This window comes from Ancylobacter sp. (assembly GCF_965279025.1).
Classification (GTDB): Bacteria; Pseudomonadota; Alphaproteobacteria; order Rhizobiales; family Xanthobacteraceae; genus Ancylobacter.
In genome coordinates this window covers 311,344-324,786 of record NZ_OZ257132.1, presented here as the reverse complement: position 1 = coordinate 324,786, position 13,443 = coordinate 311,344, and the positions used below count along the sequence as shown (strand labels likewise).

The following is a 13,443-nucleotide window of genomic DNA, read 5'->3' as shown; positions in this document are numbered from 1 at the left end:
CGTGAAGTTTCGCCACGCCCTCTTCGCCCTCCTCGTCCTCGCCGGGGCGCCCGCTGTGGCGCAAGCGGGGGAGATCGTCATTCCCCTGCCGGCGGGCGCCCGCGCCGAGACCGTCAAGGCGCACTACACCTGCGGCACCTTCGGCGCTGTGGAGGCGCGCTATTTCAACGCGCCGCCGGTGGCGCTGGCGAGCCTGGCGTTCAAGGGCGGATTCCTTGTTGCCTCCAACGTCCTCGCCGCCTCGGGCGCCCGCTATGCCGCCGGCAAATATGTCTGGTGGACCAAGGGCAACACGGCGGATCTCTACGACGTGACCTTGGGCGAGGACGCGGCGCCGGTCGCTTCCTGCTCCACCACACCCTGAGCCGGCTCGTCGCGATGGGCGGGACGCTTGCGCGGCGGCCGCCGGACTTCGGGGAGATGACGCTGGATCACCTGGAACAGCAAAGCGGTGGTCCAGCCGAACATCATGATGCCGCTGCCGGCCGTCATCGGGCCGATCAGGCGCGTTGTCGTCTGCTGCAGCGAATCGCCGTAGCCGAGCGCGGTGTAGTTGACGAAGGCCGAGTAGTAGGCGTCCTCGTGATGCACCACCAAGCCCTTCTGGGCGTAGACGACGGCCCAGATGCCGACCTCCACGAGATGGGCGGCCAGCAGCACCACATTGGCAACGACCAGCGCCACCATCAGCCGGAAGCGCGGATGATGGGCCAGCAGGTTCTCATACGGGTCGGTATGGTCGATGAGGACATAGGTGGCCATCAGATGGACAAGCGTGACCAGCAACATCGTCACGATGCCGATGGCGACTTCATCGAAGAACATCGTGGTCTCCCAGGGGGCGGCGGAGGAGGGGTAAATGCCTGCGGATCTAAGCATTCGCGCGCTTAATGCGGCGGAAATCCAGCTGCCTCTCGCCTGGGCGGCGGCGGAGGGGTGGAATCCGGGCTGCGGCGATGCCGCCTGCTTCGCGACGGTCGATCCCGGCGGCTTCCTGATGGCGGAAATCGAGGGCGCGCCAGCGGCAGTGATCTCGGTGGTGAATTACGACGCGCGCTTCGCCTTTCTTGGTTTCTACATCGTACGGCCGGACCTGCGCGGGCAGGGAATCGGCTTTCGCCTGTGGCAGGCCGGCCTCGCCCATGCCGGCACGCGGACCATCGGCCTCGACGGGGTGCTGGCGCAGCAGGCGAACTATGCGCGGCAGGGCTTCGTCTTCGCCCATCGCAACATCCGCTTCGCGGGAACGCCGGAACCGGGCGAGGCCGGGGGCACGGTCGATCTGGCGGGGATTCCCTTCGAGGCGGTGGCGGCCAGCGATGCGGCGGTGTTTCCGGCCGGCCGCGCGGCTTTCCTCAAGGCCTGGCTTTCCGCGCCGGGCCATGCCGGGCGGGCGGTGCTGCGCGAGGGCCGGCTTGCGGGGTGGGGTGTGGTGCGCCCGGCACTGGAGGGCTGGAAGATCGGTCCGCTGGTCGCCGAGGATGAGGGCGTGGCAGAGGAGATTTTTCGCGCGCTGCGGGCGGGGGCCGGCAACGCGCCGATCGTGCTCGACATTCCCGAGCCGAACGCGCCGGCCCTCGCGCTGGCCCGCCGCCACGCGCTCAGCCCCGTCTTCGAGACCGCGCGGATGTATACCGGCTCAATCCGGCCGGTGGCGCTGGAGCTCCTCTATGGGGTCACCAGCTTCGAGCTCGGGTGAGGGCGCGCGATGGCCGGTTTTCGGCGCCCATAGCGTGGCGGTGACCACCCCGGCCAGCACCAGCGCATAGCCGGCGGCGTGGTAGAGATGCGGGCGCTCCCCGAGGAACACGATGGCCAGCGCCGAGCCGAAGACCGGCATCAGGTGAAAGAACGGCGCGGCGCGGTTGGGGCCTACCAGCTGGACGCCACGGTTGAAGAACAGATAGGCCAGCACCGAGGGGAACACCGCGACATAGCCAATGGCGGTGAGCGCCTTCGCGTCAAACACCAGCGGCGGGCTCACCAGACGCTCGGCGACGAAGAGCGGCGTGAGCAGCACCGCGCCGAGGCCCAGGCTGAAGCCGAGAAAGCCGAGTTGCGAGAAGGCGGGCCGGCGCGCCAGCAGCGCCGAATAAACGCCATAGACGACCATCGCGGCGACCATCCAGACATCGCCCTGGTTGAACCCGATGCTGACCAGCACCGCCGGGTCGCCGCGGCAGATGATGGTGAGCACGCCCAGCAGCGACAGGCCGATGCCGAATGCCTGTCCAAGAGAGAGCCGCTCGCCATTGAGGATGAGTGACCAGAAGGCGATGAGCAGCGGGCCTGTCGACTGGATCAGCAGCGCGTTGAGCGCCGGCGTGAACTGCAGCGCGTGATACTGCATGGTGTTGAACAGGGTGATGCCGGTGAGCGACAGGACGCCGACCAGTTTCCAGTGCCGCCGCATCAGCGGCCAGTCCGCCCGCATCGCCTGCCAGGCGAAAGGCAGCAGGATCATCACCGCCAGCGCCCAGCGCAGCCAGCCAAGGCTCGCCGGCGGCACGTGCCCGGCGACATGGCGGCCCATCACGATATTGCCCGCCCAGAAGAGCGGCACGAGGGTGAGCAGAAGATAGGGCGCGTCGAGCAGGCGACGGAACATGGCTGCGGCCGGGTGGGAACGGATGGCCCGCCCACGCTCTAAAGCAAATTCGCCCCGGCGGCATCGCCGCAGCCATGAAATCTTCTGATCCATCGCCTCGCGCAGGCGATGGACGGCAGGCGGGGGAAGGCGGGACGCTCTCAGTCCCGCGCGCGCAGGTGCAGACGGTTGCCCCAGGGATCGGCGACGGTGAAGCCGTGCGCGTGGGGCGTGAGCACATGCCCCGCCGCCGCCAGCCGCCCGCGCACCGCTTCCACCGACGCGGCATCCGGCAGCAGCACCTCGAACGCGATCAACCCGACGCTGTCGGCGGCAGCCGGGCGGCCGCCCCGGCTCTGCCAGATGTTCAGCCCGAGATGATGATGGTAGCCACCGGCGCTGACGAACAACGCGCCGGGGTAGCGATCCGTCGTCACGTCGAAACCGAAATCGTCGACATAGAAGCGGCGGGCGGCGGCGAGATCGCCGACCTGGAGATGGACATGCCCCATGCGGGTGCCCTCGGGCATCGGCGCGTCCAGCGGCACCGCTTCGGGGCTTTCCTGCAGAAGATTGCGCAGATCGAGAGGCTGGGTCGCCATCGCCACCGTCGCGCCATCCCAGCGCCAGTCGGCGGCCGGGCGGTCGCGATAGATCTCGATGCCGTTGCCATCGGGGTCGTCGAGATAGAGCGCCTCGCTCACCAGATGGTCGGAGGCGCCCAGACGCACGCCTTTCGCCACCAGCCGGCGCAGCACGACGGCAAGGGCGGCGCGGTCGGGCACCAGGAGGGCGAGATGGAAAAGGCCGGTGCTGCCGTGCGGGCGCGGGCCGGCGGCGGGAGCGCCGACCAGTTCGACGAGGGGTTGCCCGCCGGCGCCGAGACGCAGGCTGCCATCCGCGTTCTCGCCAAGCAGGCTGAGGCCTACCGTTCCAGTGTAGAAAGCCGCAGCGCGCGCCGCGTCATGTACGCGCAGGCGCACCGCCCCCATGCCGAGGTTTGCCGGAAGGGTCGCGCCCGCCTGGGTGGAGGGGGACGCGCTGCGGGTGGTCGTGCTCATGATTGCTCCTTGACGGCATGCGGAAACTACACGCGCGGATGCCGAGACTCACCGTCGCTCAGGCCGGGCAAGGGTTCAATCACCTCGTGATTGCAGGCGTGCAAGGCCGCTCTGCCATCCGCGCCCGGCGCCTGCGCTGCGGGCGAACATAAGGGGGCGCCCGCTGCGTTCTTGCCTCACCCGGACTCATACCTTAAGACGATGCAGCCCCGGTCGGACGTTTCGCCGGGGTTTTGTCTGTGCGCGGGCACGGCACGCCGCCGGACCCCGCCTCGCAATCAGGAGCGTGGCTCGTGGCGAATGTGGTCGTCGTCGGTTCCCAATGGGGCGACGAGGGTAAGGGTAAGATTGTCGATTGGCTCAGCGAGCAAGCGGACGTCGTCGTCCGCTTCCAGGGCGGCCATAATGCCGGCCATACGCTGGTCGTCGGCGATAAAACCTACAAGCTGTCGCTGCTGCCTTCCGGCGTGGTGCGCGGCGCCCGTCTTTCGGTAATCGGCAACGGTGTCGTGCTGGACCCGTGGGCGCTGGTGGACGAAATCACGCGGATCAGCGGGCAGGGTGTGGAAGTGACGCCCGAGCGGCTGCGCGTGGCGGAGACGGTCGCGCTCATCCTGCCGCTGCACCGCGAACTCGATGCCATTCGCGAGAACGCCTCCGCCGGCACCAAGATCGGCACCACCAAGCGGGGCATCGGCCCGGCCTATGAGGACAAGGTCGGCCGCCGCGCCATCCGCCTCGTGGACCTCGCTTCGCCCGAGACGCTCGACGCCAAGATCGACCGCCTGCTGGCGCACCACAACGCGCTGCGCCGCGGGCTCGGGATCGAGGAAGTCGATGCCGCGCGGCTGCGCGACGAGCTGATCGAGGTTGCGCCGAAGGTGCTGCCCTATATGGACCGCGCGTGGGCCTTGCTCGACGACGAGCGCCGGCGCGGCGCCAAGATCCTGTTCGAGGGCGCGCAGGGCGCGCTGCTCGATGTCGACCATGGCACCTATCCCTTCGTCACCTCGTCCAACACGGTGGCGGCGCAGGCAGCGACGGGTTCCGGCCTCGGCCCGGGCGCGATCGGCTATGTGCTCGGCATAACCAAGGCCTACACCACTCGCGTCGGCGAGGGCCCGTTCCCGACCGAACTGCATGACGACACCGGCCGCCGTATCGGCGAGCGGGGCCGCGAGTTCGGCACCGTGACCGGGCGGCCGCGTCGCTGCGGCTGGTTCGACGCCGCGCTGGTGCGCCAGACGGTGCGCACCTCCGGCATCAACGGCATCGCCCTGACCAAGCTCGACGTGCTGGACGGCTTCACCGAACTGAAGGTGTGCACCCGCTACCGCCTCGACGGCCGCGAGATCGACTACTTCCCCTCCGGGCAGGACGCCCAGGCGCGGGTGGAGCCGATCTACGAGACCATCGAGGGCTGGACCGAATCGACGGCGGGCGCCCGTTCCTGGGCTGATCTGCCGGCCGAGGCGGTGAAGTATGTGCGTCTCATCGAGGAACTGATCGGCTGCCCGGTGGCTTTGCTGTCCACCAGCCCCGAACGCGATGATACGATCCTGATGAAGAATCCCTTCGAATCCTAGACCTCCACTCGAGATCCGATCGCCCCCCATGGCCGACTACTACCCGCTCATCGCTCGCGCTATCGGCGGCCTTCCCGAAAAGTCCGGGGAGGCCCGCAAGGCTGTCTACGAGCGGGCCCGGCGGGCGCTTCTCGCGCAGCTGACCGCCGTCGATCCGCCGCTTTCCGAGCCCGACGTGGCGCGGGAGCGGCAGTCGCTGGAGACGGCGATCGACAGGGTCGAGGCGGAATTCGCCGGTAGCGGGGCGCCCGCAGCCCGGATTCCCAATCCGCCCGCGCCGCAACCCACTCCTCCCGCGGCGCCGCCGGTGACGCGGCAGCCGCTTTCCGCGCCGCCGCCCATTGCGCCTTCGCCGCCTGTCACGCCGGCCGCAGTGGTTGCCGCGAGCGCGCCTCAGCCTGCCTATTCCACGCGTCAGCCGGAGCGGCCCATCGAGCCGGTCTCCGGTTTCCACCCCACCGAAGCCGAAGCCGTGGCGGCCGGCCTCGTGCCGACCCGCAGCGCCGGCGGCGCGTCGGACTGGCGCAGCGAGGCGGCCCGGCTCGTGCGCGAGCGGGAGGCCGAAGAGGTGGCCTCCCACGCCCGCGAGGTCGAGCAAGAGGCCGCTTCCGAGCAGGTTCTCGCCGAGGAGGCGCCCTCCGGCGGCGGCAAGGGGCGGCTGTTCGCCATCCTCGTCTTCGCGCTGCTGCTGATTGCCGGCGGCGTCGTCGGCTATACCCAGCGCGAGACCATCGTCGGGCTCATCAAGGGCGGCGGTTCTGCCTCGCCCTCGCCGTCCGCGCGGGCCCCGGCCGCTCCTGCGTCGACCGATGCGCCGAAGTCGACCGACCGCATTGTCCAGGCTGCCGACGACGCCGCGCCGGCGCCGAGCGGTGCCTCGCAGGCGGGCGGGGCACAGACGGGCGGCGCATCGGGCTCGGCCATCGGCGCCGACCCGCGCGCCGTGCTGTTCGAGGAGAGCGCCGGCGGCGGCGAGCAGGGCCTGCAGCAATATGTCGGCAATGTCGTGTGGAGCACAGAGAGCGCGAGCGCCAGTGCGGGCCAGCCGGCGGATGTCGGCGTGCGGGCGGAAATCTCCATCCCGGCCCGCAACATCACCGCCACGCTGACCTTCCGCCGCAACCAGGATCCGAGCATTCCCGCCTCGCATATCATCGAGGTGCAGTTCAAGCTGCCGTCCGGCTTCGATCTCGGCAACATCTCCAGCGTGCCGGGCATGCGCGCCAAGGCCTCCGAGGGAGCGCAGGGCGCGCCGCTGGTCGGCCTCGCCGTGCGGGTGGCGCCGAACTACTTCCTGGTCGGATTGTCCTCGCTCGACACGGATGTGCAGCGCAATCTCGGCTTCATCATCACCCGCAACTGGCTCGACCTGCCGCTGGTGTTCGAGAATGGCCGCCGCGCCATCCTGGTGCTGGAAAAGGGCGGCGCGGGCAATGAGGCGTTCCGCGAGGCCTTCACGGCGTGGGGCCTGCCCGTGGGCCCGCCGCAGCAGAACCAGAACTGATCATCGGGCAACTCGCCCTGGTTGACGGCCGAAGGGGAAGCGTTTCGCTTCCCCTTTTGCGTTCCGGGCTCATAAGAGGACGAGGTGCCGCGTCTCGCCTTCCGCGCGCTGACCTTCCCGGCCTCGACCTTCCGGCCCGGACCTTCGGCGCATGGCTTCACCTGCGCGGATGCCCCATGGTCATTGTCATGCGCCCGATGCGGGGGTGGTATATGGCATTAGGTATACCAGATACGTCAGCCGTTCCGTATGTTGCGTCGCAACAGAATTGGACCGGAGACGACGCATGTTCCAGTCGGTGTACCCCATCCTGCCGCTGCTCATCCTCTCCCATGCGTTGGTGTCGATCCTGATCGTGGAACTGCTCGGCGAGGAAGAGACGGCGGCGCTCGCGCCGGAATGCTACGCGGCCTGACCTATGAAAAAGCCCCGCGGCATCGCTGCCACGGGGCTTGGTGTCTTGCGGTCGCCTATGGATCAGGCGGCGGCGCGGCCCTTCAGGACCTCGACCAGCGTCTTGCCCAGACGTGCCGGCGAGGGGGAGACGGTGATGCCGGCCTCTTCCATCGCCGCGATCTTGTCCTCGGCGCCGCCCTTGCCGCCGGAGATGATGGCGCCGGCATGGCCCATGCGGCGGCCCGGAGGCGCCGTGCGGCCGGCGATGAAGCCGACCATCGGCTTCTTGCGGCCGCGCTTGGCTTCGTCCTTGATGAACTGCGCCGCTTCTTCCTCGGCCGAGCCGCCGATCTCGCCGATCATCACGATCGACTCGGTGGCGTCGTCGGCCAGGAACATCTCCAGCATGTCGATGAACTCGGTGCCCTTGACCGGATCGCCGCCAATGCCGACGGCGGTGGTCTGGCCGAGGCCCTCCTGCGAGGTCTGGAACACCGCCTCATAGGTCAGCGTGCCGGAGCGCGAGACGACGCCGACCGAGCCCTTCTTGAAGATGTTGGCCGGCATGATGCCGATCTTGCACTCGCCGGCGGTGACGATGCCGGGGCAGTTGGGGCCGACGAGGCGGGACTTGGAACCGTCCAGCGCGCGGCGCACCTTCACCATGTCGAGCACCGGAATGCCCTCGGTGATGCAGACGATGAGCGGAATCTCTGCCGCGATCGCCTCGCAGATGGCATCGGCCGCGCCCGGGGGCGGCACATAGATTACCGACGCATCGGCGCCGGTCTTGTCGCGCGCCTCGGCAACGGTGTCGAACACCGGCAGGCCGAGATGGACCGAACCGCCCTTGCCCGGCGAGGTGCCGCCAACCACCTGCGAGCCATAGGCCAGCGCCTGCTCGGAGTGGAAGGTGCCGTTCTTGCCGGTGAAGCCCTGGGTGATGATCTTGGTGTTCTTGTTGATGAGAATGGACATCAGGCGGCTCCCTGCACAGCCTTGACGATCTTCTGGGCGGCGTCGTCGAGATCGTCCGCCGGGATGACGTTCAGGCCGCTTTCACGGATGATGGTCTTGCCTTCCTCGACATTGGTGCCTTCGAGGCGCACCACCAGCGGAACCTTGAGGCCCACCGTCTTCACCGCGGCGATGACGCCGCGCGCGATGACGTCGCACTTCATGATGCCGCCGAAGATGTTGACCAGAATGCCCTTCACGCTCGGGTCCGAGGTGATGATCTGGAACGCCGCCGTCACCTTCTCCTCGGTGGCACCGCCGCCGACGTCGAGGAAGTTGGCGGGCTCTTCGCCGTAGAGCTTGATGATGTCGAGCGTGGCCATGGCAAGGCCGGCGCCGTTGACCATGCAGCCGATCGAGCCGTCGAGCGCGATATAGGCGAGGTCATATTTGGACGCTTCGATTTCCTTGGCGTCTTCCTCGGTCTCGTCGCGCAGCGCGACCACGTCCGCATGGCGGTAGAGCGAGTTGGAATCGAAGGAGATCTTGGCGTCGAGGCACTTCAGCTTGCCGTCCTTGGTGACGACCAGCGGGTTGATCTCGAGCATCGCCATGTCCTTGCCGACAAAGGCGGCATAGAGCTTGGCAACGATGTCGCCGGCCTGCTTGGCGAGATCGCCGGTGAGGCCGAGCGCCTGCGCGACGGTGCGCCCGTGATGGGGCATCACGCCGGTGGCGGGGTCGATGGAGAAGGTGTGGATCTTCTCGGGGGTCGAGTGGGCGACTTCCTCGATGTCCATGCCGCCTTCGGTGGAGACGACGAAGGCGACGCGCGAGGTGGCGCGGTCGACGAGGGCGGAGAGATAGAACTCCTTCTCGATCTCGGAGCCTTCCTCGATATAGACGCGGTTGACCTGCTTGCCGGACGGGCCGGTCTGGATGGTCACCAGCGTCTTGCCGAGAATCTGCTTGGCATTGGCGGCGGCGTCGGCGGCGGATTTGACGACGCGCACGCCGCCCTTCTCGCCGGCATCGGCTTCCTTGAACTTGCCCTTGCCGCGCCCGCCGGCGTGAATCTGGCTCTTCACCACCCAGACCGGGCCGGCGACCTTGGCCGCGGCGGCATCCGCCTCGGAGGCGTCGAGAATAGCGACGCCATTCGGCACCGGGACCCCGTATTCGCGGAGGACTCCCTTGGCCTGATATTCATGGATGTTCATAAAATTCCGCTCCTCCACAACCGGCGGGTCGGGAGGGCTGCCGAAGGCCCCCCCGTCGATTGGCGTATCCTATTTCCCTATAGGCGCTAGCGCGCCAAGACGCTACTGCACGAAAGTGTTGCTGAGCGTCCCGATGCCCTCGATCACGATCTCCACCGTGTTGGTCGGGGCCTTCATCACACCGACGCCGACCGACGTGCCGCAGCAGATGACGTCGCCGGGGTTCAGAGTCATGTCATGCGAGATGCGGCTCACCAGTTGGCGGGCCGAGAAAACCATGTCGCTGATCGGGTAGCGCTGGCGGTCCTCGCCATTGAGCACGGTGCGCACCACGAGCGTGGCCGGGTCGACATCCGTCGCCACCACAGGGCCGAACGGGCCGAACCCGTCGAAGCTCTTGGCCCGCACCCATTGGGCAAAGGTGGCGTCCTTGTTGATGATGTCGGCGGCGGTGATGTCGTTCACGCAGGTGTAGCCGAAGATGTAGTCGCCGGCCTCTTCCTCGGAGACGGCGGTCGCCTTCTTGCCGATGACGATGCCGAGCTCACCCTCATAGACGACCTTGCCGTCATAGGAGGCCGGCCGGTGCACGGTGGCGCCCGGGGTGGTGAGGCAGGAGCCCGCCTTCAGCAGATAGAGCGGATCGGCCGGGATGGGCGAGTTGATCTTCGCCGCCAGGGCATGGAAGTTGTTCCACAGCGCGATGATCTTGGTCGGCTCCGTCGGGGCGAGGAGGTCGACCTCGGAGAGCGCGACGCGCTCTCCGGTCGGGGTGGCGCCATTGAACATGTCGCCGCTGTGGACGGTGATGGTGTCGCCCTCAAGCGTGCCGAAGCCGGCAGCGCCCGAGTGCTGGTAACGAACCCACTGTGTCATGTGTCGCCGAACTCAGTTGTAGCAGCCGGCGATCTGCGCGCGCTGGCGAACCAGGGCGAGCACGACGTCGAGGGTCGGGGTCGGAATTCCGGCGAGGCGGCCCATTTCCTGGACCACGGTGACCAGCGCGTCGATCTCCATGGCGCGCGAGCGCTCGAGATCCTGCAGCATCGAGGTCTTGTGCGCGCCGACGGCGCCCGCGCCATCGATGCGGCGCTCGACGCCGACGCGGAAATTGACGCCCGACTGGACGGCGATTTCCTGCGCTTCGAGCATCATCGCCTTCGCGATCGCACGGGTGCCGGGATCGGAGGCGATCACGTCGAGCGTGGCGTGGGTGAGGGCGCTGATCGGGTTGAAGCAGAGGTTGCCCCACAGCTTCAGCCAAAGCTCGTCACGGATGTTGGGCAGCACCGGGGCGCGCATGCCGCCCGCCGTGAAGGCTTCCGACAGCTTGGTGACGCGGTCGGTGATCTCGCCGGAGGGCTCGCCCAGCGGGAACTTGTCGCCATAGACGTGCTTGATGACGCCCGGCTCGACCACTTCGGTGGCGGGATAGACGATGCAGCCGATGGCGCGCTCGGGGCGCAGGCCGGCCCACTGCTTGCCGCCCGGATCGACGCTTTCCAGCGTCTTATTCTCGAGGTGGTCGCCGTGCTTGTAATAGTACCAGTAGGGCACGCCGTTGACGGCGGTGACCACGGCGGTGTCGTTGCCCAGCAGCGGCTGCATGGCGTCGACCACGCCCGGCACCGAATGGGCCTTCAGCGCGACGATGACATAGTCCTGCGGGCCGAGTTCGGCCGGGTTGTCGGAGCAGGGAATGTGCTCGACACGCTCCTCGCCGTCGATGAGCAGCTTGAGGCCATTCTTCTTCATAGCTTCGAGATGGGCGCCACGGGCAACGAGGCTGACATCGACGCCCGCCCGCTTGAGCTGAACGCCGACATAACCGCCGATCGCGCCGGCACCATAGATGCAGACCTTCATGGGATTCCCTCCTATGCCCGAGCTACCCCCGCGGTGCCCGGACTTTGTTTGGTATTTTGTATGCCATGATTAGGGACGATAAGGCCCTAGTCAAGAGCGAAGGCACGGGCGTGATAAAACGTCGCGCATGTTTAGCCGCTTCGCGTTGCCTTGCGGGGCGTGTTTGCGACGTGTCTCTTAAGTTACTTCGGGGAGGACCGGCTTGTCCACGGTGTATAGGCCGGAACAATTGTCTGAATGAATACGCAAAAGACGTCGGACCGGGTCGCGTTTCACTATCCGGACAGCAATGCTTACTTTTTTCGCCAGAAACAGTTCGGGGGCGCCAAGCGCCCCCGAAAGTCGTTGTGAATTATGAATGCAGGAGTGATCAGGCGTCCGGCGCGACGGTGTGATTTGCCATCATTTCCAGCGCCTTGACGAGCGCCGAGTGATCCCACGCCGCGCCGCCATTGGCCGCGCAAGCGCTGAACAGCTGCTGCGCGATCGCGGTCGCCGGCAGCGACATCTGCATCTGCCGGGCGCCGTTGAGCGCCAGGTTGAGGTCCTTCTGGTGCAACTCGATACGGAAGCCCGGGTTGAAGGTGCGCTTCACCATGCGCTCGCCGTGCACTTCGAGGATGCGCGAATTGGCGAAGCCGCCCATCAGCGCTTCGCGCACGCGTGCCGGGTCGGCACCGGCCTTGGACGCGAACAGCAGCGCCTCGCCGACCGCCTGGATGGTCAGCGCGACGATGATCTGGTTCGCCACCTTGGTGGTCTGGCCATCGCCATTGCCGCCGACCAGCGTGATGTTCTTGCCCATCTTCTCGAAGAGCGGCTTCACCGTGGCGAAGGCGCTGTCCGGGCCGCCGACCATGATGGTGAGCGAGGCCGCCTTGGCGCCCACTTCGCCGCCCGACACCGGCGCGTCGAGATATTCGCAGCCGAGATCGTTGATCTTCTTGGCGAACTCCTTCGTCTCCACCGGAGCAATGGAGCTCATGTCGACGACGATCTTGCCGGCCGACAGGCCCGCCGCGATGCCGTTCTCGCCGAACAGCGCCGCCGCGACATGCGGAGTATCCGGCACCATGGTGATGATGATGTCGGCGTTCTTGGCTACTTCCGTGCCGCTGGCGCAGGCGACGCCGCCCTTGCCCGTCAGCTCGGCCGGAACCGGCTTGACGTCATAGAGATAGAGCGTGTGGCCCGCGTCGATGAGATGACCGGCCATGGGCGCGCCCATGATGCCGAGACCTACAAATCCAACATTCGCCATCGTCGTGTCCTCGTTTTCCCAGACAGGTTTTGTTTCTTGACCGGAGCCGCCTCACGCCGCGCCGGTGAGTTCCTTGAGCCAGCCGAGGCCGGCTTCCGTGTCGCCCTTCGGCTTGTATTCGCAGCCGATCCAGCCCTCGTAGCCGATGGCGTCGAGATGGCGGAACAGGAAGGGATAGTTGATCTCGCCGGTGCCCGGCTCGTTGCGGCCGGGATTGTCGGCAAGCTGCACATGCGCGATGGAGGCAAGGTTCGCCTCGATGGTGCGGGCGAGATCGCCCTCCATGATCTGCATGTGGTAGATATCGTACTGGATGAAGAGGTTGTCGGAACCGACTTCCTCGATGATCGCCTTGGCCTGCTTCGTGTAGTTCAGGAAGAAGCCGGGAATGTCGCGGGTGTTGATCGGCTCGATCAGCAGCTTGAGGCCGGCTTCCTTGATCTTCGGCGCGGCGAACTTCAAATTGTTGACGAAGGTGTTGTGCAGCAGCTCGCGGTCGGCGCCCGCCGGGGCGATGCCGGCGAGGATGTTGACCTGCGGGCAGCCCAGCGCCGTGGCGTAGGTGATCGCCTTATCGACGCCGGCGCGGAACTCGTCCACGCGCTCGGGAAGAATCGCGATGCCGCGCTCGCCGCCACCCCAATTGCCAGCGGGCAGATTGTGCAGCACCTGCTTGAGGTTGTTGGCCTGCAGCTTGGCGACCAGTTCCTCGACCGCGAAGTCATAGGGGAAGAGGTATTCGACGCCGGTGAAGCCGGCCGCGGCGGCCTTCTCGAACCGGTCGAGGAAGGGCACCTCGTTGAACAGCATGGTGAGATTGGCGGCAAAACGGGGCATGGACCGCTCCTGGGGCATTCGGAAGATGGACGGACCCCCTCTCCCCGGCGGGGAGAGGGGTGGGGTGAGGGGGCTACCGCAGGGCGGAGGCTTTCCCCTTACCCGCCGCTGCGCGGCGACCTCTCCCCAACGGGGAGAGGAAAGTAAAGGCACTTCGGCTCGCGAATG

General features: G+C 67.2%; 14 protein-coding genes. 5 read left to right on the top strand and 9 right to left on the bottom strand.

Going from position 1 to position 13,443, the window contains the following annotated elements:
- Position 1: 1 nt before the first annotated feature.
- A complete protein-coding gene (locus ACQY76_RS01500; protein ID WP_428031160.1) occupies positions 2-364 on the top strand; it encodes an MliC family protein in 363 nt (120 codons plus the stop codon).
- Here the strand turns inward: ACQY76_RS01500 and ACQY76_RS01495 are convergent.
- Complete coding sequence (locus ACQY76_RS01495) at positions 304-825, bottom strand: ion channel (protein ID WP_428031159.1); 522 nt, start codon at positions 823-825, stop codon at positions 304-306. The genes ACQY76_RS01500 and ACQY76_RS01495 overlap by 61 nt on opposite strands.
- A 34-nt stretch (positions 826-859) precedes the next feature.
- On the opposite strand from ACQY76_RS01495, the gene ACQY76_RS01490 reads away from it, so the two are divergent.
- On the top strand, positions 860-1,699 hold the full coding sequence (locus tag ACQY76_RS01490; RefSeq protein ID WP_428031158.1) for a GNAT family N-acetyltransferase: 840 nt from the start codon (positions 860-862) through the stop codon (positions 1,697-1,699).
- Here the strand turns inward: ACQY76_RS01490 and ACQY76_RS01485 are convergent.
- Positions 1,640-2,608: a DMT family transporter gene (locus tag ACQY76_RS01485; RefSeq protein ID WP_428031157.1), complete on the bottom strand. Its 969-nt coding sequence runs from the start codon at positions 2,606-2,608 to the stop codon at positions 1,640-1,642. The genes ACQY76_RS01490 and ACQY76_RS01485 overlap by 60 nt on opposite strands.
- Before the next feature lie 140 nt (positions 2,609-2,748).
- Positions 2,749-3,648 carry a VOC family protein gene (locus ACQY76_RS01480; RefSeq protein ID WP_428031156.1) on the bottom strand — a complete coding sequence of 300 codons (900 nt, stop codon included), beginning with the start codon at positions 3,646-3,648 and terminating at the stop codon, positions 2,749-2,751.
- 293 nt (positions 3,649-3,941) lie between these two features.
- On the opposite strand from ACQY76_RS01480, the gene ACQY76_RS01475 reads away from it, so the two are divergent.
- The 3 genes from ACQY76_RS01475 to ACQY76_RS01465 all read left to right on the top strand — a co-directional run bounded on the left by ACQY76_RS01475 (position 3,942) and on the right by ACQY76_RS01465 (position 7,153).
- Complete coding sequence (locus ACQY76_RS01475; RefSeq protein WP_428031155.1) at positions 3,942-5,234, top strand: adenylosuccinate synthase; 1,293 nt, start codon at positions 3,942-3,944, stop codon at positions 5,232-5,234.
- Positions 5,235-5,262: 28 nt separating this feature from the next.
- Complete coding sequence (locus ACQY76_RS01470) at positions 5,263-6,738, top strand: hypothetical protein (protein ID WP_428031154.1); 1,476 nt, start codon at positions 5,263-5,265, stop codon at positions 6,736-6,738.
- 286 nt (positions 6,739-7,024) lie between these two features.
- Positions 7,025-7,153 (top strand): hypothetical protein, encoded by a 129-nt coding sequence (locus ACQY76_RS01465; RefSeq protein WP_428031153.1) that lies wholly within the window; start codon positions 7,025-7,027, stop codon positions 7,151-7,153.
- Positions 7,154-7,215: 62 nt separating this feature from the next.
- Here the strand turns inward: ACQY76_RS01465 and sucD are convergent, their stop codons facing one another.
- From sucD to otnI, 6 genes are all read right to left on the bottom strand, one after another.
- On the bottom strand, positions 7,216-8,112 hold the full coding sequence (gene sucD, locus ACQY76_RS01460; protein WP_428031152.1) for a succinate--CoA ligase subunit alpha: 897 nt from the start codon (positions 8,110-8,112) through the stop codon (positions 7,216-7,218).
- Positions 8,112-9,311: an ADP-forming succinate--CoA ligase subunit beta gene (sucC, locus tag ACQY76_RS01455; RefSeq protein ID WP_428031151.1), complete on the bottom strand. Its 1,200-nt coding sequence runs from the start codon at positions 9,309-9,311 to the stop codon at positions 8,112-8,114. The genes sucD and sucC overlap by 1 nt, the downstream gene beginning before the upstream one ends.
- A 102-nt stretch (positions 9,312-9,413) precedes the next feature.
- Positions 9,414-10,187, bottom strand: coding sequence for a fumarylacetoacetate hydrolase family protein (locus tag ACQY76_RS01450; protein WP_428031150.1), 774 nt, complete (start codon positions 10,185-10,187; stop codon positions 9,414-9,416).
- Positions 10,188-10,199: 12 nt separating this feature from the next.
- A complete protein-coding gene (locus ACQY76_RS01445; protein WP_428031149.1) occupies positions 10,200-11,177 on the bottom strand; it encodes a 2-dehydropantoate 2-reductase in 978 nt (325 codons plus the stop codon).
- A 370-nt stretch (positions 11,178-11,547) separates the two neighbouring features.
- A complete protein-coding gene (locus ACQY76_RS01440; RefSeq protein ID WP_428031148.1) occupies positions 11,548-12,438 on the bottom strand; it encodes a 2-hydroxy-3-oxopropionate reductase in 891 nt (296 codons plus the stop codon).
- Between the two features lie 51 nt (positions 12,439-12,489).
- Positions 12,490-13,275 carry a 2-oxo-tetronate isomerase gene (otnI, locus tag ACQY76_RS01435; RefSeq protein WP_428031147.1) on the bottom strand — a complete coding sequence of 262 codons (786 nt, stop codon included), beginning with the start codon at positions 13,273-13,275 and terminating at the stop codon, positions 12,490-12,492.
- Between the last annotated feature and the right edge of the window lie 168 nt (positions 13,276-13,443).